General features: G+C 71.5%; 24 protein-coding genes. 10 read left to right on the forward strand and 14 right to left on the reverse strand.

Features of this window, described 5'->3' with window-relative positions; translation table 11 throughout:
• Positions 1–42: 42 nt before the first annotated feature.
• Positions 43–414, reverse strand: coding sequence for a DoxX family protein (locus tag VF330_RS09020; protein WP_330851051.1), 372 nt, complete (start codon positions 412–414; stop codon positions 43–45).
• Between the two features lie 109 nt (positions 415–523).
• Between VF330_RS09020 and VF330_RS09025 the strand changes: the two genes are divergently transcribed.
• Positions 524–895, forward strand: coding sequence for a helix-turn-helix domain-containing protein (locus VF330_RS09025; RefSeq protein WP_330851052.1), 372 nt, complete (start codon positions 524–526; stop codon positions 893–895).
• Here the strand turns inward: VF330_RS09025 and VF330_RS09030 are convergent.
• The gene (locus VF330_RS09030) at positions 892–1,479 is read right to left on the reverse strand and encodes a TetR/AcrR family transcriptional regulator (RefSeq protein WP_330851053.1); all 588 of its coding nucleotides are present in this window, start codon (positions 1,477–1,479) and stop codon (positions 892–894) included. The genes VF330_RS09025 and VF330_RS09030 overlap by 4 nt on opposite strands.
• Positions 1,480–1,568: 89 nt before the next feature.
• Between VF330_RS09030 and VF330_RS09035 the strand changes: the two genes are divergently transcribed.
• Entirely contained in the window at positions 1,569–2,297 is a 729-nt protein-coding gene (locus VF330_RS09035; protein WP_330851054.1) for an SDR family NAD(P)-dependent oxidoreductase, read from the forward strand.
• On the opposite strand, the gene VF330_RS09040 is transcribed toward VF330_RS09035, so the two are convergent.
• Positions 2,294–2,593, reverse strand: a complete 300-nt coding sequence (locus tag VF330_RS09040; protein ID WP_330851055.1) for a hypothetical protein — start codon at positions 2,591–2,593, stop codon at positions 2,294–2,296. The two genes, VF330_RS09035 and VF330_RS09040, sit on opposite strands and share 4 nt — an antisense overlap.
• 188 nt (positions 2,594–2,781) lie before the next feature.
• Complete coding sequence (locus tag VF330_RS09045) at positions 2,782–3,951, reverse strand: serine/threonine-protein kinase (RefSeq protein WP_330851056.1); 1,170 nt, start codon at positions 3,949–3,951, stop codon at positions 2,782–2,784.
• A gap of 490 nt (positions 3,952–4,441) precedes the next feature.
• On the opposite strand from VF330_RS09045, the gene map reads away from it, so the two are divergent.
• Positions 4,442–5,221 (forward strand): type I methionyl aminopeptidase, encoded by a 780-nt coding sequence (gene map / locus VF330_RS09050; RefSeq protein WP_330851057.1) that lies wholly within the window; start codon positions 4,442–4,444, stop codon positions 5,219–5,221.
• Between the two features lie 46 nt (positions 5,222–5,267).
• Here map and VF330_RS09055 read toward each other — a convergent pair whose 3' ends face one another.
• Positions 5,268–6,068: a GAF and ANTAR domain-containing protein gene (locus VF330_RS09055; protein WP_330851058.1), complete on the reverse strand. Its 801-nt coding sequence runs from the start codon at positions 6,066–6,068 to the stop codon at positions 5,268–5,270.
• 251 nt (positions 6,069–6,319) lie between these two features.
• Positions 6,320–7,168, reverse strand: a complete 849-nt coding sequence (locus VF330_RS09060; RefSeq protein WP_330851059.1) for a LysR family transcriptional regulator — start codon at positions 7,166–7,168, stop codon at positions 6,320–6,322.
• A gap of 70 nt (positions 7,169–7,238) precedes the next feature.
• On the opposite strand from VF330_RS09060, the gene VF330_RS09065 reads away from it, so the two are divergent.
• Positions 7,239–8,012 carry an NADPH-dependent F420 reductase gene (locus VF330_RS09065; RefSeq protein WP_330851060.1) on the forward strand — a complete coding sequence of 258 codons (774 nt, stop codon included), beginning with the start codon at positions 7,239–7,241 and terminating at the stop codon, positions 8,010–8,012.
• 115 nt (positions 8,013–8,127) lie between these two features.
• Positions 8,128–9,045 carry a TauD/TfdA family dioxygenase gene (locus VF330_RS09070; RefSeq protein WP_330851061.1) on the forward strand — a complete coding sequence of 306 codons (918 nt, stop codon included), beginning with the start codon at positions 8,128–8,130 and terminating at the stop codon, positions 9,043–9,045.
• A gap of 58 nt (positions 9,046–9,103) precedes the next feature.
• On the opposite strand, the gene VF330_RS09075 is transcribed toward VF330_RS09070, so the two are convergent.
• The 4 genes from VF330_RS09075 to VF330_RS09090 are packed head-to-tail and all read right to left on the reverse strand — an operon-like array spanning position 9,104 to position 11,768.
• Positions 9,104–9,589 (reverse strand): glutathione peroxidase, encoded by a 486-nt coding sequence (locus tag VF330_RS09075; RefSeq protein WP_330851062.1) that lies wholly within the window; start codon positions 9,587–9,589, stop codon positions 9,104–9,106.
• A 14-nt stretch (positions 9,590–9,603) separates the two neighbouring features.
• On the reverse strand, positions 9,604–10,434 hold the full coding sequence (locus VF330_RS09080) for a PaaX family transcriptional regulator C-terminal domain-containing protein (protein ID WP_330851063.1): 831 nt from the start codon (positions 10,432–10,434) through the stop codon (positions 9,604–9,606).
• Between the two features lie 8 nt (positions 10,435–10,442).
• Entirely contained in the window at positions 10,443–11,312 is an 870-nt protein-coding gene (locus VF330_RS09085; RefSeq protein ID WP_330851064.1) for a fumarylacetoacetate hydrolase family protein, read from the reverse strand.
• A 33-nt stretch (positions 11,313–11,345) separates the two neighbouring features.
• Positions 11,346–11,768: a RidA family protein gene (locus VF330_RS09090; protein ID WP_330851065.1), complete on the reverse strand. Its 423-nt coding sequence runs from the start codon at positions 11,766–11,768 to the stop codon at positions 11,346–11,348.
• A gap of 40 nt (positions 11,769–11,808) precedes the next feature.
• On the opposite strand from VF330_RS09090, the gene VF330_RS09095 reads away from it, so the two are divergent.
• The 4 genes from VF330_RS09095 to VF330_RS09110 are packed head-to-tail and all read left to right on the forward strand — an operon-like array spanning position 11,809 to position 17,169.
• Positions 11,809–12,291 carry a cupin domain-containing protein gene (locus tag VF330_RS09095; RefSeq protein ID WP_330851066.1) on the forward strand — a complete coding sequence of 161 codons (483 nt, stop codon included), beginning with the start codon at positions 11,809–11,811 and terminating at the stop codon, positions 12,289–12,291.
• A complete protein-coding gene (locus tag VF330_RS09100; RefSeq protein WP_330851067.1) occupies positions 12,288–13,187 on the forward strand; it encodes an acyl-CoA thioesterase in 900 nt (299 codons plus the stop codon). Before VF330_RS09095 ends, VF330_RS09100 begins: the two co-directional genes overlap by 4 nt.
• Before the next feature lie 26 nt (positions 13,188–13,213).
• The gene (locus tag VF330_RS09105; RefSeq protein ID WP_330851068.1) at positions 13,214–14,821 is read left to right on the forward strand and encodes an AMP-binding protein; all 1,608 of its coding nucleotides are present in this window, start codon (positions 13,214–13,216) and stop codon (positions 14,819–14,821) included.
• Positions 14,818–17,169, forward strand: coding sequence for a bifunctional salicylyl-CoA 5-hydroxylase/oxidoreductase (locus VF330_RS09110; RefSeq protein ID WP_330851069.1), 2,352 nt, complete (start codon positions 14,818–14,820; stop codon positions 17,167–17,169). The genes VF330_RS09105 and VF330_RS09110 overlap by 4 nt, the downstream gene beginning before the upstream one ends.
• Positions 17,170–17,183: 14 nt before the next feature.
• On the opposite strand, the gene VF330_RS09115 is transcribed toward VF330_RS09110, so the two are convergent.
• Positions 17,184–17,363 (reverse strand): hypothetical protein, encoded by a 180-nt coding sequence (locus VF330_RS09115; RefSeq protein ID WP_330851070.1) that lies wholly within the window; start codon positions 17,361–17,363, stop codon positions 17,184–17,186.
• Positions 17,364–17,400: 37 nt separating this feature from the next.
• Entirely contained in the window at positions 17,401–18,366 is a 966-nt protein-coding gene (gene ppk2, locus VF330_RS09120) for a polyphosphate kinase 2 (protein WP_330851071.1), read from the reverse strand.
• 75 nt (positions 18,367–18,441) lie between these two features.
• Here ppk2 and VF330_RS09125 point away from each other — a divergent pair, with 75 nt between their 5' ends.
• Complete coding sequence (locus VF330_RS09125; RefSeq protein WP_330851072.1) at positions 18,442–18,702, forward strand: DUF3253 domain-containing protein; 261 nt, start codon at positions 18,442–18,444, stop codon at positions 18,700–18,702.
• Between the two features lie 15 nt (positions 18,703–18,717).
• Here VF330_RS09125 and VF330_RS09130 read toward each other — a convergent pair whose 3' ends face one another.
• Together VF330_RS09130 and VF330_RS09135 are read right to left on the reverse strand one after the other, a co-directional pair.
• Positions 18,718–20,184: a catalase gene (locus tag VF330_RS09130; RefSeq protein ID WP_330851073.1), complete on the reverse strand. Its 1,467-nt coding sequence runs from the start codon at positions 20,182–20,184 to the stop codon at positions 18,718–18,720.
• Positions 20,184–20,618 (reverse strand): Fur family transcriptional regulator, encoded by a 435-nt coding sequence (locus tag VF330_RS09135; RefSeq protein WP_330851074.1) that lies wholly within the window; start codon positions 20,616–20,618, stop codon positions 20,184–20,186. The genes VF330_RS09130 and VF330_RS09135 overlap by 1 nt, the downstream gene beginning before the upstream one ends.
• Positions 20,619–20,653 lie beyond the last annotated feature (35 nt).

Consider the following 20,653-nt stretch of genomic DNA (forward strand, 5'->3'; position numbering starts at 1 on the left):
GCTACCCGCCGCTCACCTGCTCCCCGGTGCCGCGGCGCGTCGTCAGAGGTCGAGGAAACGGCCCACCGCGACGAAGGCGGCGAGGAGCAGCAGGACCACGTTGACGGGCAGGGACTTCGTCTCGCCGTGCTTGACGTGCACGCGCGCGGCGAGCACCTGCACGACCACCAGCCCGGCCGCGGCGATCGGCGTGAGGACCGGGGCGATGCCGGTGAGCCACGGCAGCACCAGGCCGAGCGCGCCGAGGACCTCGACGGCGCCGATCGCCTTGACGCCGGCGTCGGTCGTGTCCTTCGCCCAGTCGAAGCGGCCGGACGCGACCATCTGCTCGCGGGGCCGCACGAGCTTCATCCCGCCGGCCGCCAGGTAGACGGCCGCGAGCAGTCCCTGCACGACCCACAGTGCGATGTTCACCGAGCTCTCCAATCCTTACCCTTTGTAAGTAGCCTCATGATGTGTTCGCACGGGAGGTGCCGCAAAAGGCACACGGATGTATGTGTCCAGGACGGGAGATGCTGCTGTGATGGGGTTCACGCGCGGTCAGCCGTGCCCGCCGCCGATGGACGACGGCGGTGCCGTCCGCGAGGTGCTGGACCGCATCGGCGACAAGTGGAGCCTGCTGGTCGTCGGGGCGCTCCAGGACGGCCCGCTGCGGTTCGGGGAGCTGGAGAGGAAGGTCACCGGCGTCTCGCAGCGCATGCTCACGCTGACGTTGAAGCACCTCGTCGAGGACGGCCTGGTCAGCCGCACCGCCTACGCCGAGGTGCCGCCGCGGGTCGAGTACGCGGTGACCGGCCTGGGCAGGACGCTGGTGCCGTTGGTGATCGCGCTGGCCGAGTGGGCGCTGGAGCACAGCGAGGAGATCAACGCGAACCGGTCGGGCACGGGGTTCTAGGAGACGGGCCAGGTGCGCAGGGCCGTGTCGGCGATCCCCTGGAGGTCGGCGCGGCCCACCCCGCTCGCGGCCTGCACCGCGATGCCGAACCCGATCGTCATGACGTAGAGGGCGAGCTGCGCGGCGTCGGTCCCGGCCGGCAGGTCGCCCTCGTCGACGGCGCGCCGGAACCGCGTCTCCAGCAGGCGGCGGCCGTTGTTGCGCCACTCGGAGAGGATCTCGCGGGCGGGTTCGGCGGACTCGCCCGCCACCAGCGACCCCTGCACGCCCAGGCACCCGGCGGGGCTGTCGGGCTGCGTCGTGGTGCGCACGGCGCCGTCGAGGAACGCCCTCGCCACCTCGAACGCCGTCGGCTGCTCGACCGCGCGCAACCCGTAGGAGGCGGGGCCCTCGTCGTAGCGGGCGAGCGCCTTGCGGAAGAGCTCCTCCTTGTTGCCGAACGCCGCGTACATGCTGGTCTTGGTTATGCCCATCGCACCGGTCAGGTCGGCGAGGCTCGCGCCCTCGTAGCCCTGGCGCCAGAACACGAGCATGGCGGCGTGCAACGCCTCGTCCGCGTCGAAGCCCCTGGGTCTGCCGGTCACCCCGTTAGCCTACCCTTTCGGTACCGATCGGTCCGGAAGTGCTACGGTCGACTTCGGTACCGATCGGTACGGAAGTCGTGGAGGACACAGTGGATCGGTTCGAGGGCAAGACGGTGGTCGTGACCGGCGGCAGCAGCGGCATCGGCCTGGCCGCCGCCCGGCGCTTCGCGAAGGAGGGTGCGCACGTGTTCGTCACCGGCCGGCGCCAGGACGAGCTGGACGCGGCGGTGGAGCTGATCGGCGACGCCACCGCCGTGCGGGGCGACGTGGCGAGCCCGGCCGACCTGGACCGGCTCTACGACGCGGTCCGCGCCAGGGGCAGGGGAGTGGACGTGCTGTTCGCGAACGCCGGCGTGGGCGGGTTCGCGACGCTGGAGGACACGACCGAGGAGCACTTCGACCAGATCTTCGGCATCAACGTCCGCGGCACGCTGTTCAGCGTGCAGAAGGCGCTGCCGCTGCTCAACGACGGCGGCGCGGTGGTCGTGAACCTCTCGGTCCGCGGCGACGACGGCGTGGCGGCGTTCGGCACCTACTCGGCGACCAAGGCCGCGCTGCGCTCGTACGTCCGCACCTGGGCCAACGAGCTCAAGGACCGGGGCGTCCGCGTGAACGCGATCTCACCCGGCACGATCGGCACGCCCGCGTTCGACGGGCTGTCCGACGAGGCCAAGGCCGGCTTCACCGCGAAGGTGCCGATCGGCCGGATCGGGACGGCCGAGGAGGTCGCGGACGTGGTGGTGTTCCTCGCCTCGGACCAGAGCAGCTTCGTGCTCGGCGCCAACATCCACGTGGACGGCGGCGAGAAGCAGTTCTAGCCCTTCGCGAGCTCCTCGCGGATCGCGGCGGCGAACGAGTCCACATCGGACTCGGTGGTGTCCCACGAGGTCATCCACCGCACCTCGCCCGTGGCGGTGTTCCAGTCGTGGAAGCGGACCCGCTCGCGGATGCGGTCGGCGGCGTCCGGCGGCACCGTCGCGAAGATCGCGTTCGCGGCGGTGTGCTGGGTGAAGGCGAGGCCGGGCACCGGCTCCGCCTCCAGCGCGGCGCGCAGCCGGGCCGCCATCGCGTTCGCGCGGGTGGCGGTGCGCACGCCGAGGTCGTCGTCGAACAACGCCGGCAGCTGCGCCGAGACGAACCGTCACGTGGCCGTGGCCTGCTTCGAGAGCACGCTGGTGCTGGTGCTGGTGCTGGTGCTGGAGCTGGTGCTGGTGCTGGAGCGGCTGCCGGCGGCCTGGGGAACGCGCAGGCCTGACGCGGCCCGGCGGATCCTGCGCGTGGGCCTCGCCGTGCCGCCGCGGGTCAGCGCCCGTGCGGTCCCTTGCCCTGCGCCGGTCCCTTCCCGGGGTTCGGCCCCTTCGCCGGCTCCGGCGCCTTCGGCTTCTCGGCCTCGGCCTGCGGGTCGTCAGCGGCCTTCCGCAGGGCCTCGACGGGGACGGTGACGACCTGCGTCTGGATCTCGACCCTGGTCTCCGTCTGCGTCTGGGGTGAGTTCACCACCTGCACCGGCGTCTCGGTGGCCGTGGTGGTGGCCGGAGTGGTCGCCGCCGGCGCCGACTCGGCGGGTGGCGGGTTCGGCAGGGCGACGGCGGCGATGCCCACCGCGGCGAACGCGGCCAGCACGACCGGCCCGACCATCGCGCGCCGCTTGCGCAACGCCGCGACGATCTGCGTGGGCGGCTCGTCCGGCTCGCGCAACGCCCGCGCGCACTCCTCGGCACTCGGCCGGCGGCGCGGCGACAGCGACGTCATCGTCGTGAGCAGGCGCCGCAGGTTCGGCGGCAGCTCCGCGGGGATGGCGGGCCTGCGGTGCAGCCGCGCGACGGCGGCCTCGATCTCGCTGCCCTGGTACTCGCGGTGCCCGGTCAGGCACTCCAGCAGCACCAGCCCGAGCGCGTAGACGTCCACCGCGCCCGTGAGCTCCTCGCCGCGCACCTGCTCCGGCGACAGGTAGGCGGCCGTGCCGACCACCTGGTCCGGTCGCGTGAGCCGGGTCGTGTCGACGACCCTGGCCAGCCCGAAGTCGGCGAGGTGCGTGTTGCCCTCCTGGTCGAGCAGCACGTTGGACGGCTTCACGTCCCGGTGCACGACCCCCATCGCGTGCACGTAGGCGAGCGCGTCCGCGAGATCCGCGCCGATCCGCTTGACGTCCTCGACCTCCAGCGGACCCTCGACGATCCGGTGGCGCAACGTGCACCCGTCGACGAGCTGCAGGACGACGAACGGCGTGCCGCCACACGTCCCCGCGTCGTGCACCTGCACGAGCCGCGGGTGCGACAGCGACGCGAGCGTCTTGATCTCGTTGTCGAAGCGGCGCTCGTGGGAGAGCTCGGTGCCCGCCTGGAAGAGCTTGACCGCGACGTGCCGGTGGAGCCGCTTGTCCCAGGCGCGGCGCACCTCGGCCATGCCGCCTGTGCCCAGTACGTCGGCGAGCTCGTACCGGTCTGCGAGCACGAGGTCTTGGGCGGGCATGGCGGCCTTTCCGTCGTTGATCAGCTGTATGCCGTGTTCCCCTGGATCAAGATCATCAATCTTCGGCCGTTGGGGTGACAGGAGGTTTCGGTCACTGTGGTTCGCGCGTTGGGCCGGGTGGGTTGTCGGTGTGGTCCTTTTGTCGTCGGGCAGTTCCAGCGTGGGCGTGCATCGCCGGACGAGAGAAGGGCGTGCATCGCCGCTGCGCGACGATCCGCGATCGGGGCTTGGCTTCGGGGCCCTTGCGAGGCGCTGGGTCGGGCGGAAAAGGGCGGATGCTTCGCGCCCGCCCGAGCCCGAGGGGGGTAGCACCTCGCACCCAAAGTCAAGCCTCATCGCACAAGAACGGGTGGGTTCACCGGCTCTGATCGGCGTCAGGGGTGACTGCTCGCCTTCGGTGTCGCCTGGAAGTGCGGTGGTGGTATTTCTATACCGGTCCCGCTAGTGTGGCCCGGTATAGAAATACCGGTTCTGGTGAGTGGGGTTGACAGTGATCGAACTGAAGTCGCCTGCGGAGATCGAGCGCATGCACGTCACGGGGCGCTTCGTGGCCGAGGTGCTGACGGAGGTGGAGCGGATCGCGGACGTCGGGGTGAACCTGCTCGACCTGGAGCACCACGTGCGCGGCATGATCGAGCGGCGCGGTGCTGTGTCGTGCTACTGGGACTACGCGCCGTCGTTCGGTGAAGGTCCCTTCCGGAACGTCATCTGCCTGTCGGTCAACGACGCCGTGCTGCACGGGTTGCCGCACGACTACGCGTTGCGGGACGGGGACGTGCTGTCGGCGGACTTCGCGGTGATGATCGACGGGTGGGCCGCCGACTCGGCGCGGACGTTCGTCGTCGGGACTGCCGCCGAGGAGGATCTGAGGTTGATCCGGGCCACCGAGGAGGCGCTGGAAGCGGCGATCGACGCTGCGCGGCCCGGTAACCGGGTGGGGGACATCTCCGCGGCGGTGTGGGGAGTCGCGCAGGCGTACGGGTATCCGGTCAGCACCGAGTTCGGCGGGCACGGGATCGGGCGGACCATGCACGAGGACGTGCACGTGTCGAACAAGGGGAAGGCCGGGCGCGGGCTCACGCTCCGGACCGGGCTCACGCTGGCGTTGGAGCCGTGGTTCTGCCGCACCACCGACCGGATCGTGTACGACGAGGACGGGTGGACCATCCGGTCGGCCGACGGGTCGCGGACCGCGCATTCCGAGCACACGGTGGCCATCACCGACGACGGGCCCGTGGTGCTCACCCGCCGGGAGTCGGAGGGCGTGTGAGCGAGCGGCGGTGAGGTGGAGCAGGTCCACCCGTGGGCGGGCGCGGTCAGGAGCTCCTGACCGACTCCAGCAGTTTCGCCGCCACGTCGCGGAGCTTCGTGTTCGCCCGCTGGGACTGCTCCACCAGCATCTTGAACGCCTCGTCGGCGGTGCAGGCGTGCACCGCCATCAGCACGCCCTTGGCCTGTTCGATCGCGGCGCGGGACTCGATGGCGCGTTCCAGGTGCATGACCTGGCCGCGGGAGTGCGCCCAGCGCTGGGCGTTGGTGATCGTCGCGGAGGCGGACGCGGTGAACAGGCGCATCAGGCCCTCGTCGAACGGGTCGAAGGCCGTCGCGGTGTAGCTGTAGATCGTCAGGGTGCCGATGTGCTCGGCCTCGGCGTCGTCCGACGCGGGGAGGACCACCGGCACGGACAGGTACGCGCAGACGCCGGCGGCGAGGGCGGCGGCCTCGAACTCGGGCCACTCGTCGCGGTGCTCGCCGATCACCGCGCGCACGGGCGTCAGCTTGGTCGCCGACTCCAGCGACGGGCCGCGGCCGGCCTCGTGCTGGACCTCCTCGACCCGGATGAGGTCCCGGTCGGTCGCCGCCGCCATGCGCGGCCGGTCCGAGGTCTTCTCCGAGACCGTCACGGCGTCGGCGTCGGCCATGGCCCTCAACGCGGTGTCCGCGACTCGCTGCAGGGCCTCGTCGAGGGACTCCTCGCCGGTGACCGCCTCGTGCAGGTGGGCCAGCGCCTCGGCGGTCTCGTCGAGGCGTGCCAACGGATCCGGTCGATCGCCGTCCAACGACCGCACGGATCCTGCCTGCACGTAGTCCGCCATACCGCGGTGCTCCTCAGTCATGGGTGGAGTCCACGGCGCCGACTTCTTGACGCTCGCACAGCGCATAGTACGGCCACCGGCGTCCCGGGCCCGAGTCCGGCGGGCGGAAACCGGTGAGGAACCGGAGCCGGCGACGGGTTGCTGGAGTGTTCAACTTCCCGCGCCGGCACCGGCCGGTCCGCCCGAGGGCGGGCCTCCAATTGCGTACACGCGCGTGCACGACGTCCCTTCAATACCCAGGCCGCACCGAACTCAAGCCACGTGATCAACGGTCAGCGCCAGTCGGCGAACGCGGCGACGTAGGAGGCCACGCACGCGTCCGGTGTTGCGAGCGACGTCACGACGTGACCTTCGACCACGAGCGGCGGATCGAGCGGCAGCTGCCGCAGGCGGGGCGAGTCGCCGGCGAGCTGTTCGGCCGGCAGGAGCGTCCACGTCCGCGGGTCGTTCCCCACCTCGTACAGCACGGTGAGGAAGTCGCCGGACGGCGGCCGCGCCGGCGCCGCGGGGAGGGCGGCGACGATCGCGTCGAACAGCGGCGGGTCGACCTCGCGGGCGGGCAACCGGAGGCCGTCCGGGTCGAGGTCGGCGAGCGTGATCGCCGGACCGGCGAACGAATGCCGGCGGGACACCACGACGTGCAGCGGCTCGGACCACGCGGGCGTCGCCGTGACGGTCGTGCCGGTGAACGCGCCGCGGACGAGAGCCACGTCGAGCTCGCCGTTGCGGACGGCGTCGACGCGGGCGCCCACCGGGAGGTCGACCAGCTCCGGTTCGACGACGCGGTCACCCTCGCGCAGCCGGGCCAGGGCGCGGTCGAGCCGGGGCGTGACGCAGGTGGCGACGCCGATCCGCACGCTCGTGTCCAGCTCGCCCGCGACGAGCCGCACCCTGGCCGCGGCCGAGAGGGTGTCCCTGGCCGCCGCGAGCACCCGCTCGCCCGCCGGGGTCAGCCGCACGGTCCGGGACGTGCGGTCGAGCAGCCGCACGCCCAGCTCGCGCTCGAACCGCGCGATCTGCTGGCTCACGGCGGACTGCACGATCCGCAGCCGCTTCGCCGCGTTGCCGAAGTGCAGCTCCTCTGCGACCGTCACGAAGTACTGCAGCGTCCTCAGCTCCACACCCCACACCTATCACACGACGTGATCGCTGCGTTCTCGTCCTGCTCGTTGTTCGCCCACCTCACCGCCGGTGGGATGGAGGCAGAACAGCGAACGGAGAACAGACATGAGCACGTCCACCCTGGGCATCATCGGCACCGGGCCCGTCGGGGCGGGGGTCGCCCGGCGCGCCGTCGACGCGGGCCTCGCCGTCGTGCTGAGCAACTCGCGCGGCCCTGAAACGCTGACCGACCTGGTCGCGTCGTTGGGCGCCAACGCCCGTGCGGCCACTCCCGCCGAAGTCGCGCGCACGACCGAGGTGATCCTCGCCGCCGTGCCGTTCGCCGTGCACGAGCGGCTCTCCCGCGCCGAGCTCGACGGCAAGATCGTCATCGACCCGATGAACTACGTCGTGACCGAGGAGTGGCGCCGTCCCGAGCTCGACCGCGACGAGCTGACCTCCAGCGAGCTGGTGCAGCGGCACCTCTCCGGCTCGAAGGTCGTGAAGGCGTTCCACTCGATCGGCTCGCCGCAGATCAACCAGCTCCACCGCGCCCGTGGCGCCGCCGACCGCACCGCGCTCCCGCTGCACGGCGACGACCCCGTGGCCAGGAAGGAGGTCGCCGGCCTCCTCGACGCGCTCGGCTTCGACGCGGTGGACCTCGGCCCACTGGCCGGGAGCTGGCGCACCGAGCCCGGCACGCCCCTGTACGCGTCGCCCTACGTGGGCGCGCCGCCGGCGGAGCTCACCCCGGCCGAGTGGGTCGCCTGGGTGCAGGCCGCGCCGGGCGTGCCGCTGTCCGCGGCCCGGCTCGAGGAGCTGGCTGCGGCGACCGTGCGCGGGCCCGCCGGCTTCCGCTGGTGATCGGACGCCGATCCGGCTGGTCGTCCAGCAGCTGGGAAGAACCACCGCGCCGTTGCGGCGGCCGGGCGGACGTCAGCAGGGTGGGGGTGAGGCCCTTCTGCGAAAGGAATCCGCGATGACCGCACAACTCTCGGACACCGTCACCGTTCAGAAGCTGGGAGCGGGGATCGGTGCGCGGATCGACGGCGTCCGCCTCGGCGGCGACCTGTCCGCGGGCACCGTCGCCGAGGTGCGGGCGGCGTTGCTGGCCAACAAGGTCGTCTTCTTCCCCGGCCAGCACCACCTCGACGACGACGGCCAGCTCGCCTTCGCCCGCCTGCTCGGTCAGCCGACGCTCGCGCACCCGACCGTGAAGGGCGAGCAGCACGCCAACGTCCTGGCGATCGACTCGCAGCACGGCAAGGCCAACAGCTGGCACACCGACGTCACGTTCGTCGACCGCGTCCCGGCCATCAGCATCCTGCGCGCCGTGGAGCTCCCGCCCTACGGCGGCAACACGGTGTGGGCCAACACGGCCCGCGCCTACGACGAACTGCCCGAGGCGTTGAAGGCACTGGCCGACCGGCTGTGGGCGTTGCACACCAACCTCTACGACTACGCCGCCCAGGTCGACGAGACCCGCGTCGGCGGCGTCGACGTGAAGGAGCAGACCTACCGCGACGAGTTCGAGTCGCTGCGCTACGAGACCGAGCACCCGGTGGTGCACGTGCACCCGGAGACCGGCGAGCGCGCGTTGCTGCTGGGGCACTTCGTGAAGCGGATCGTGGGTGTGGGCACGACCGAGTCGCGGGCGATCTTCGACCTGCTGCAGGCCCGCATCACGCGGCTGGAGAACACCGTGCGCTGGCAGTGGTCGGACGGCGACGTGGCGATCTGGGACAACCGCGCCACCCAGCACTACGGGGTGGCGGACTACGACGACGTGCGGCGGCGGCTGAACCGGATCACGATCGCCGGGGAGGTGCCGGTGAGCGTCGAGGGAGTGGCGAGCACGACGGTCGTGGGGGACGCGGCGCACTTCTCCGCGATCTGACGGGACGCGCCCGGTGGTCCGGCTCCGCGAGGAACCGGACCACCAGGCAGCCGATCCTCTAGCGGAGCGCGGCCTCGATCGCCTCGACCACCGCGGCGTCCTCGGGCTCCGTGCGCGGCCGGAACCGGGCGAGCACCTCGCCGTCGCGCGACACGAGGAACTTCTCGAAGTTCCACTGCACGTCGCCCGCGGTGCCGTCGGCGTCGGGGTGGCCGACCAGCTCCCGGTAGACGGCGTGCCGGCCGGGGCCGTTGACCTCGACCTTCTCGTACAGCGGGAACGACACGCCGTACGTGGCCGAGCAGAACTCGGCGATCTCCTCGGAGGTGCCCGGCTCCTGGCCCTTGAACTGGTTGCAGGGGAAGCCGGCCACGGTGAAGCCCTGCGCGCCGTACTTCTCCTGGAGCCGCTCCAGGCCGGCGTACTGCGGGGTGTAGCCGCAGCGCGAGGCCACGTTCACCACGAGCGCCACCTTGCCGCGCAACGCGCTCAGGTCGCCGGGTTCGCCCGCGAGAGTGCTGACCGGGATGTCGTGGATCGCCATGGCACCAACGTACGTCACCGCCCGTGGATCACGGCCAGCGCGTGCTCGCGGGCCGGGGCGCTCAGCGTGGAGTTGAGCTCCTCGAACAGCGCCTCCGCCGTCACGCCGTTCCAGCCCGGCGGCAGCAGCGCCAGCGGGAGGCCGGGATCGCTGTAGGGCAGGCGCCGCCACCGGGTCAGCATCGGCACGTAGGTCCGGAACGCGTGCGCGGGGGAGGCGGGGGCGGAGCTGGCGTCGGGACGGTGGCGGCGCAGGAAGTCCGCGTACAGGTCGGCCAGCTCGTCGAGGTCCCACCACGCGCGCACCTTCGAGCGCAGGTCGCCGAACCCGAAGTGCCGGCCGGTGAACAGGTCGACGTACTCGGCCAGGCCGCGGCGTTCCAGGGTGCGGCGGGCCTCGCCCGCCAGGTTGCCCGGCGCCACCCACACGCCCGGTGCCGCCGTGCCGAAGCCGAGCTGGGTCAGGCCGGTGCGCAACGCGTGGCGCTTCTCGCGTTCGGACTCCGGCACCGAGAACACGACCATCAGCCAGCCGTCCTCGACGGTCGCGCGGCGGCGTTCGAAGATCCGCGTGTCGCCCTCGGCGAGGGTCTCCAGGGTGGACTCCGCGAGCGCGTACCCGGCGGCGCCGTCGCGGCGGTCGGCCACGACCACGCCCCGGCGCTTCAGGCGCGAGATCGACGACCGGACGGCCTGGCCCTCCACGCCCAGCTCCGCCATCAGCTGCACGACGGACGCGACGGACAGCCAGTTGTCCTCGCCGCGCGCGTAGAGGCCGAAGAGCGTGGTGATGAGCGGGCCGAGCCGGTCGCGCCCGGACTGGGCGACCTCCACGTCAGCGTTCACCGCGAGGTTCAGCGCCCTCTCCCTTCCCCGGCGAGATCCGTCAGGGTGACAGTGTTGCGCAGCTCGCCGAGCCCGCTGACGCGAGTCACCACCAGGTCGCCGTCGCGCAGGAAGACCTGCGGCTCGCGGGCGTTGCCGACGCCGCTCGGGGTGCCGGTGAGGACCACGTCCCCGGCGCGCAGGGTCATGCCGGAGCTCAGCTCGGCGATGATCCGGGCGAACGAGAACGCCATCTGCGCGCTCGACGCGTCCTGCAGCAGCACGCCGTTGACCTCGCACCGCACCCGCAGATCCGCCGGGTCGACCGAGTCGGCGGTCGTGATCCACGGACCGAGCGGCATGGTGCCGTCGATGCTCTTGCCCTTGAGCCACTGCCCGCCGTGCGCGCGTTGCAGGTCGCGCTGCGAGACGTCGTTGGCGACGAGGAACCCGAACACGTGGTCCAGGGCCTTCTCCTCGGGGATCGACCGGCCGTCCCGCCCGATGACCAGGGCGATCTCGGCCTCGTAGTCCCACTTCTGCGACAACGACGGGTCGTAGGAGATGTCGTCGAACGGGCCGATGACCGTGTCCGGGCCCTTGGTGAAGAACGTCGGGCGTTCCGGCAGCGACGCCGGCTCCTGTCCGCCGCGCCTGCCCTTGAGCTCCTCGAAGTGGTCGAGGTAGTTCCAGCCGGTGCACAAAACGTCGCGGTTGAACCGCCGCAGCGGCGACTCCAGCCGGACCTCCGCCAACGGCAGGACCTCGCCGGGTTCCCCGGCCGGTCCGCCGCGCACGACGTCGTCGACGGTCGTGGACAGCAGCGCGACCGTCTCCTCGGCGGAGTCCACGACACCGGCCCGGCGCACGCCGCCGACCGTCACAGAGGCGAGCTTCACTATTGCGCCCTCATTTCGCAGATCATGAAAACGCTAGTTCTGAATCGGTGTGACCAGCCGGTCGTCCGGGATGACGGCGACGCCGAGGATCTCGATCAGCGCCTCCGGCTGCCACAGCGCGGTGCAGCCGATGCCCGCCATGGCCGGGTAGACGGGGCCGGCGAGCTCGCGCCACACCTTCCCGATCTCCCTGCCGTGCGCCTGGTAGTCCGGGATGTCGGTGAGGTAGATCGTGATGCTGACCAGGTCTTCCGGCACGCCACCAGCCGTGCGCAACGTCGTCAGCACGTTGCCGAACGCCTGGCGGAACTGCTCGACGATGCCGCCGGGAACGATCTTCATGTCGGCGTCGAGGGCGGTCTGGCCGCCCAGGTGCAGCGTGGTGCCCGCGAGCGTGCCGTGAGAGTAGCCGCTCGGGGCGGGCAGGCTGGCGGGGTTCACCGCTAGAGGCCTCATGCGTATTGACAATATCTGACGGCAGTGAAGAATGCGATATATGGAGCCTGACCTCAGCAAGTACCGGCTCGAAGGCGACAACTCGGTGTACCGGCTGCCCAGCGGGATCGTCGCCCCGGTCGTGACGCGCGGCGGCGCCGAGAACCCGGACACCGCGGACTCCGGCGGCGCGGTCCGGATCTCGGGCGTGAGCATCCAGCACACCCCGGCCACCCGGCTGTGGTTCGGCAAGGTCACCAACGAGCCGGGCTACCGCTCGGTGACCCACCACCACGGCGAGGCCGAGACCGGCGGCTACGTGCTGTCCGGCCGGGCGCGGATCTACTTCGGCGAGAAGTTCGAGGACTACGTCGACATGGAGGAGGGCGACTGGGTGTTCGTGCCGCCGTTCATGCCGCACATCGAGTGCAACCTCGACCGGAACAGGTCGCTCACGTGGATGACCACGCGGACTCCGGAGAACATCGTCGTGAACCTCGACGACGTGCCGGACTCCGACCTGCGCGACTGGCTGACCCGATGACGGCCGGGACGGTCACCTCCGAGGTCTTCACGGCGGCCGTCACCCTGACGCCCACGGCGCCGCAGCACTTCGACCTGGCCTTCACCGCCGTCACCCAGCCCTGCCCGTGGCCCAAGGCGTACGGGGGAGACCTGGTCGCCGCGGCGGCGGCCGCGGCGATGCGTTCGGTGACCGACGGCAAGACGCTGCACTCCATGCACAGCTACTTCCTGCGCCCGGCCGACATCGGCGCCGAGGTGCGCTACGAGGTGGAGGTGCTGCGCGACGGCCGCGGTTACAGCACCCGGCAGGTCCGCGGCTACCAGAACGGCAAGCCCCTCTACGCCTGCCTCGCCAACTTCGCCGCCGGGGAACCGGGCGGCAGCTTCCAGACCCTCGCCGAGTCCGTGCCGGACCCGGAATCCCTGCCCAGCACGGCGGAGCACCTCGCCGGGCGCACCGGCGGCACGATGACCGGGGAGTCGAAGGCCTACTGGTCCGGCGGCCGCGGCTTCGACATGCGGCACGTGCCCGGTCCCGTGTACCTGGCGGTCGACGGCGGGAAGGTCCCGCACCAGGCGGTGTGGATCAAGCCGTTCGACCCGCTGCGCCCCGTCGAGGGCCTGACCGACGCGCAACGCGACCTCGCCGCGCTGGCCTACGTCTGCGACTACACGATCCTCGAACCCGTCCTGCGCGTGCTCGACCTGCCGTGGGCGCGCCCCGGCCTGGTCACCGCGAGCCTCGACCACGCCATGTGGTTCCACCGCGCGGGCCCGGTCGGCGACTGGCTGCTCTACGCGCAGGACGCGGTCGCCGCCGACGCGGGCCGCGGACTGGGACACGGTCGCTTCTTCACCCGCGACGGCGTCCACCTCGCCACCGCCGCCCAGGAGGGCATGATCCGCGCTTCCTGACCCGCCGCCCGCGGAAGGACTCACCGATGGACACCTTCGCCCGCGACCACCTGCCCCCCGCCGCGCTGTGGCCGGCGATCGAGTTCACCACGCCGGAGCTGACCTACCCGGACCGCCTCAACGCCGCCGTGGAGCTGGTCGACGTCCCGGCGGCGGCGTTCGGCGCCGACCGCCCCGCCCTGCGGACACCGGCCGGGGAGGTCTGGTCCTACGGCGAGCTGCGGACCCGGTCGAACCAGGTGGCGCGGGTGCTGGTCGAGGACCTCGGTCTCGTTCCGGGGCACCGGGTCCTGCTGCGCTCGCCCAACAACCCGTGGACCGTCGCCGCGTGGCTCGGCGTGCTGAAGGCGGGCGGGATCGTCGTGACGACGATGGCCGCGCTGCGGGCCCGCGAGCTCACGCCGGTCCTGGAACGGACCCGTCCGGCGCTGGCGTTGGCGGACCGGCGCTTCACGGCGGACGTCCGCGCGTTCCCCGCGCTGACGGTGGTGGACTACGAGGACCTCGCCGTCCGCGCCTTGCTGAAGCCGGGGGAGTTCACCGCCGTCGACACGGCCGCGGACGACGTGGCGCTGCTGGCGCCCACGTCCGGCAGCACCGGAGCGCCGAAGATCACCGCGCACTTCCACCGCGACGTCCTGTCGATCGACAACACGTTCGGCCGGCACGTGCTGAAGCTGACGCCGGACGACCTGGTGGCCTGCACTGCGCCGTTCGCGTTCACGTTCGGGCTGGGCATGCTCGTCGTCTTCCCGTTGCGGGCCGGTGCCTGCTCGCTGCTGACCGAGGCCGCGACGCCGTTGCAGCTCGCGGACCTCGTGGCGGAGCACGGGGTCACGGTGCTGGCGACGGCGCCGACCGCGTACAAGGCGATCCTGCGCGCCGGCGTGGAGGAGAAGCTGCGCGGGCTGCGCGGCGCGGTGTCGGCCGGCGAGCACATCCCGCGCGAGACCTGGGAACGGCTGCACGACCGGCTCGGGCTGCGGGTGATCGACGGCATCGGCGCCACGGAGCTGCTGCACATCTTCATCTCCGCCGCCGGTGACGACATCCGCCCCGGCGCCACGGGAAAGCCGGTGCCGGGCTACCGCGCCACGATCCTCGACCCCGACGGTGTCGAGCTCGGGCCGGGTGAGCCGGGACGGCTCGGCGTGATCGGCCCGGTCGGCTGCCGCTACCTCGACGACGAGCGGCAGGAGGACTACGTGGTGAGCGGCTGGAACGTCACCGGCGACGTCTTCCACCGCGACGAGGACGGCTACTTCCACTACCACGCCCGCAGCGACCACATGATCGTCTCGTCCGGCTACAACATCGGCGGGCCCGAGGTCGAGGAGGCCGTCGACACGCACCCCGACGTGCTGGAGTCCGCCGTCGTCGCGAAGCCCGACGACGAACGCGGGTCGGTCGTGTGCGCGTTCGTGGTGCTGCGCGAGGGCGTTGTCGGCGACGCGGCCAAGGCGAAGGAGATCCAGGACCACGTGAAGCGGACCATCGCGCCCTACAAGTACCCGCGCGAGGTCCGGTTCCTGACCTCGTTGCCGCGCAACGCGAGCGGCAAGCTGCAGCGGTTCGCGCTCCGCGAGGTCGTGCGGGACGAAGGCGTCCGGAACGAGGGCGGGGTGACCGCGTGAGGATCGCGATCGTCGGCGGTGGCCCGGGAGGCCTCTACCTCGCCGCGTTGATGAAGCAGCTCGACCCCGCGCACGACGTGACCGTCTGGGAGCGGGACGCGCCGGACGTCACGTTCGGGTTCGGCGTGGTGTTCTCCGACGAGACCCTCGGCGGCATCGAGAACGCCGACCCGGAGTTCGCCGCGGCGATGTCGCGCCGGTTCGCGCGGTGGACGGACATCGACATCCACCACCGCGGCGAGACGCACACCGTGGGCGGGCAGGGGTTCGCGGCGATGAGCCGCAAGGAGCTGCTCGGCCTGCTGCAGCAGCGGTGCCACGACCTCGGCGTGACCGTGCACTTCTCCACCGCGGCACCTCCGGTGGACCTGCTGCGCTCGTCGCACGACCTGGTCGTCGGCGCGGACGGCGTCAACTCGGTGGTCCGGCAGTCCTGCCAGGACGTCTTCCGGCCGGCGCTCGACCGCCGGCACAACAAGTACATGTGGCTCGGTACCGACCTCGTGTTCGAGGCGTTCCAGTTCTTCGTCAAGGACACCGAGTGGGGGACCGTGCAGGTGCACGGCTATCCCTACTCCGACACCGGGTCCACGTTCATCGTCGAGATGCACGAGGACGTCTGGCGGCGCGCCGGCTTCGACACCGCCGGGGAGTTCCCGCCGGGCGCGTCCGACGAGTCCGCCGTCGCGCGGATCCGCACGCTGTTCGCGGACGAGCTGGCCGGGCACGAGGTGTTCGCCAACAACTCCAAGTGGCTCAGCTTCACGACCGTGCGCAACGAGCGCTGGCACCACGGCAACCTCGTGCTCGTCGGCGACGCCGCGCACACCGCGCACTTCTCGATCGGCTCCGGCACCAAGCTCGCGATGGAGGACTCGCTCGCCCTCGCCGCGTGCCTGCACGAGCACCGCGACGTCGAGGCCGCCCTGACCGCCTACGAGGCGGAACGCCGTCCCGTCGTCGAGTCGACGCAACGGGCCGCGCAGGCGTCGCTGGAGTGGTTCGAGAACATCGGCATGTACTCGGGCCAGGAGCCGACCCGGTTCTGCTTCAACCTGCTGACCCGGTCGCGCCGCATCACCTACGACAACCTCCGCACCCGGGACGCGGAGTTCGCCGACCGCGTCGACGCCGCTTTCGCGTCCTCGCAGGGACTTCCGGACGTCGTCCCGGCGATGTTCCAGCCGTTCCGGCTCGGCGGGCTGGAGCTGAAGAACCGGGTGGTCGTCTCGCCGATGGACATGTACTCGGCGGTCGACGGCGTGCCGGGCGACTTCCACCTCGTGCACCTGGGGTCCAAGGCGATGGGCGGCGCGGGCCTGGTGATGACCGAGATGGTGTGCGTGTCGCCCGAGGGCCGCATCACACCCGGCTGCACCGGCCTGTGGAACGACGGACAGCGCGACTCGTGGGAACGCATCGTGTCGTTCGTGCACTCGCGCAGCACCGCCCGGATCGGGTTGCAGCTGGGGCATTCCGGCCGCAAGGGGTCGACGCGGCTGATGTGGGAGGGCATGGACGAGCCGCTGCCGACCGGCGGCTGGGACGTCGTGGGCCCGTCCGCCCTGCCGTACGGGCCGGGTTCTCCCGTGCCGGCGGAGCTCGACCGCGCGTCGCTGGACCGGATCACCGCCGAGTTCACCGCCGCCGCCCGGCGCGGTGCCCAGGCGGGGTTCGACCTGCTCGAACTGCACTGCGCGCACGGGTACCTGCTGTCGTCGTTCCTCTCGCCGGTCGCCAACCGGCGGACCGACTCCTACGGCGGCTCGGTGGAGAACAGGGTGCGGTTCCCGTTGGAGGTCTTCGACGCCGTGCGCGCCGTGTGGCCCGCTGAACGGCCGATGATCGTGCGCATCTCCGCGACCGACTGGGTGCCCGACGGCAACACCGGGCACGACGCCGTGGAGATCGCCCGTGCCTTCACCGCCCACGGCGCGGACGCGATCGACGTCTCCACCGGCCAGGTGACGGCGGCGGAACGCCCGGCGTACGGCCGCTCGTACCAGACGCCGTTCGCCGACCGGATCCGCCACGAGGTGCCGGGCGCGGCCGTCATCGCCGTCGGGGCCATCGCCTCCTACGACGACGTGAACTCGATCCTGCTGGCGGGCCGCGCCGACCTGTGCGCGCTCGGCCGCACGCACCTCTACGACCCGCACTGGACCCTGCACGCCGCCGCCGACCAGGGTTTCGCGGCCGCGGAGTGGCCCGTGCAGTACCGGGCGGGCAGCCGCAAACCGCCGTCGTCGCGCACGGACGCGATCCGGCCTCGGTTGTCGTTGCTGCGGGCGGAGGAGCCGGACCAGGCGGTGCACGTGCGCTGGAAGCCCGGCACCGCACCGGTGTGAGTCCCGGCCGGACCTCAGTGAGGGCCGGCCGCCGAGGAGTTGTCGTAGGTGCCGGGGCCGGGGCGGTACGGGTAGCGGCCTCGCTTCCTGCCGCGCCGGACCCGGCGGCCCAGCAGCGTTCCGACCGCGAGGAGCACCAGGACGGCCAGGAGCAGTCCGCCGCCGAGGAGGAGAAGAACCGTTCCCATCGTCATCAGGCGAGCTTAGCCACCAGGACCGGTTCGACACCGCTCAGTCGTCCGGGTGCAGGCCGGGTCCGTGCTCGGCGTGCGGCGCGATCGGCGTGGGGCTCAACGCGGTCTCGTCCTCGCCCTCCTCCAGCAACGTCGCCGCGGGACCGACGACCCGCACGTCCGGGTTCCCGACCACCGCGTGGTCCTTGTCGTCGTAGGCGAAACGGGCCAGCACGCTGCGCATCGCCTCGATCCGGGCCCGCTTCTTGTCGTTGCTCTTCACCACCGTCCACGGCGCGATCCCGGTGTCCGTGGCGCGCAGCATCGCGACCTTCGCCTCGGTGTAGTCGTCCCAGCGGTCGAGCGACTTGATGTCGTTGGGGCTGAGCTTCCACTGGCGCACCGGGTCGATCTGCCGGATGACGAACCGGGTGCGCTGTTCGTTGCGGGACACCGAGAACCAGAACTTCACGAGCAGCACGCCGTCGTCGACGAGCATCCGCTCGAACACCGGCGCCTGCCGCATGAACAGGTCGTACTGGTCCTGCGTGCAGTAGCCCATGACGTGCTCGACGACGGCGCGGTTGTACCAGGAGCGGTCGAACAGCACGATCTCGCCGGCGGTCGGCAGTTCGCGGACGTAGCGCTGGAAGTACCACTCGCCGAGCTCGCGTTCGCTCGGCTTCTCCAGGGCGACGGTCCGCGCGCCGCGCGGGTCGAGGTTCTCGGTGAACCTCTTGATGGTGCCGCCCTTGCCGGCGGCGTCGCGGCCCTCGAACAGGATGACGAGCCGTTGCCCGGTGTCGCGCACCCAGTGCTGGAGCTTGAGCAGCTCGATCTGGAGCAGGCGCTTGAGCCGGTCGTACTCGGGGCGGGACATCCGTTCGGTGAACGGGTAGTTCTCCCGCCAGGTGGTCACTTCCCGGCCCTCGGCGTCGAGCAGCACCGGCTCGTCGTTGTCCGGGAACCTGGCGGTGTAGCCCTCGACGAGCAGGTCAGGGGAATCGAGAGTCACGTCGGTCACGAAATCGTACATACCCGACGTAACGGTGGGAAAAACCGAGTTCGTGCCGACGGCTCGCGGGGTATTCCTCCGTGGATGAGCGCGGTGGAAGAACGCCTGGGGAGGGCGATCCTGGAACTGGCCGGGGCACGGGGTCCGGCCAAGTCGATCTGCCCGTCGGAGGCCGCCCGCGCCGTGGGGGACGACGACTGGCGCGACCTGATGGAACCGGCACGCGCCATCGCCCGTGAGCTCGCCGCGCAGGGCCGTGTCGTGGTGACGAGCGGGGGAGAAGTGCTGTCGCCGCGGCAGGAGTGGCGCGGGCCGATCCGGATCAGTGCGGCGCCCACGGGGTGAGCGCCGCACCGGGGGTCACAGCGCGCCGATCGCCTCGCACGCCTTGCGCACGCCCTCGCCGTAGGCCGGGTCCGCCTGGCCGCAGTGGAAGACGTGCTTCTCGACGGTCTCCCTGCGCGCGCCCTTGATGGCCCGCGCGGTGTTCTCGAACAACGCCTGCTGCTGCTCGCCCGTCATCAGCCGGAAGAGGTTGCCGGGCTGTTCGAAGTAGTTGTCGTCGTCCTCGCGGAAGTCGAACCGGTCCGCCACCGCGCCGACGGCCTGCGCGGGCTCGGCGTGCGCGGGTTGCTCGGCCCAGCGGCCGAAGTTGTTCGGCTGGATGCCCGGGACACCGCCCTGGTTGCCGTCGACGCGCATCGCGCCGTCGCGGTGGTAGGAGTTGACCTGCCGCGCGCCGTTCGGGTGGTTGACCGGGATCTGGTGGTGGTTCACGCCGAGGCGGTAGCGGGCCGCGTCACCGTAGGAGAAGAGCCTGCCCTGCAACATCTTGTCCGGGCTCAGCGAGATGCCCGGCACGACGTTCGCCGGGGTGAACGCCACCTGCTCGACGTCGGCGAAGTAGTTGTCCGGGTTGCGGTCGAGCCGCATCTCGCCGGCCTCGACGAGCGGGTAGTCCTCCTTGCTCCACACCTTCGTGAGGTCGAACGGGTGGAAGCGGTACCCGGCGGCGTCGGCCTCGGGCATCACCTGGAGGTAGAGCGTCCACGCGGGGTGCTCGCCGCGTTCGATCGCGTCGTAGAGGTCGCGCTGGTGCGACTCGCGGTCGCGGCCGATCAGCTCGCCGGCCTGCTCGTCGGTCAGGTTCTCGATGCCCTGCCGGGTGCGGAAGTGGAACTTGACCCAGTGCCGCACGCCAGCGGCGTTGATCATGCTGTAGGTGTGCGAGCCGAACCCGTGCATGTGCCGGTACGAGCGCGGGATGCCCCGGTCGCTCATCACGATCGTCACCTGGTGCAGCGCCTCCGGCAGGTTCGTCCAGAAGCCCCAGTTGTTCTCCGGGTCGCGCAGGTTGGTGCGGGGGTCGCGCTTCACGGCGTGCGCGAGGTCGGGGAACTTCAGCGGGTCGCGGAAGAAGAAGACCGGCGTGTTGTTGCCGACCACGTCCCAGTTGCCCTCGCTCGTGTAGAAGCGGGTCGCGAAGCCGCGGATGTCCCGCTCGGCGTCGGCGGCACCGCGTTCGCCCGCCACCGTCGAGAAGCGCGTGAACATCTCGCACTGGTTGCCGGCCGCGCTGAACAACGCGGCACTCGTGTACGCCGTGAGGTCGCCGGTGACGGTGAACGTGCCGAACGCGCCGGAGCCCTTCGCGTGCATCCGCCGCTCGGGGATGACCTCGCGGTCGAAGTGGGCGAGCTTCTCCAGCAGCCACAGGTCCTGGAGCAGCACCGGGCCGCGGGCGCCCGCGGTGAGGCTGTTCTGGTTGTCGGCGACCGGGGCGCCGGCGGCCGTGGTCAGCGGCTTGGTGTTGTCTTCGAACGACATCAGGTGAACTTCTCCGATCGGTGAACGCCGGACCTGCACTCCGGGCACAGCCCCCAGTGCAGGACCTCGGACTCGTCGACGCGGAAGCCGTGCGTCCGCGGGTACGTCGGTGGTGCCGGGTCGCCCGCCCGCTCGACGTCGGCCACCGCGCCACAACCCCGGCACACCAGGTGGTCGTGGTCGTGGCGGCGCAGCTCGAAGCGGGCCCGCTGGCCGGTCTCGAGCCTGCGCACCAGCCGGGCCTGCGCCAGCGCGGTCAGCACGTCGTAGAGCGCCTGCGTGGAGACGGACCCGAGCTCCTCGCGGACGACCCGGCCGAGCTGCTCGACGTCGGCGTGCGGGTGGAGCTCCAGGGCCGCCAGCACGGCGACCCGCTGCTTGGTGACCCTCAGCGAGGCGCCGCGCAGGGCGGCGACCGCGTCGTCGGCGGGCAAGTGCGCCTCCTCGGGGGCGGGTTTTCCTTCGGCAC

This window comes from Lentzea sp., from assembly GCF_036380075.1.
Classification (GTDB): domain Bacteria; phylum Actinomycetota; class Actinomycetes; order Mycobacteriales; family Pseudonocardiaceae; genus Lentzea.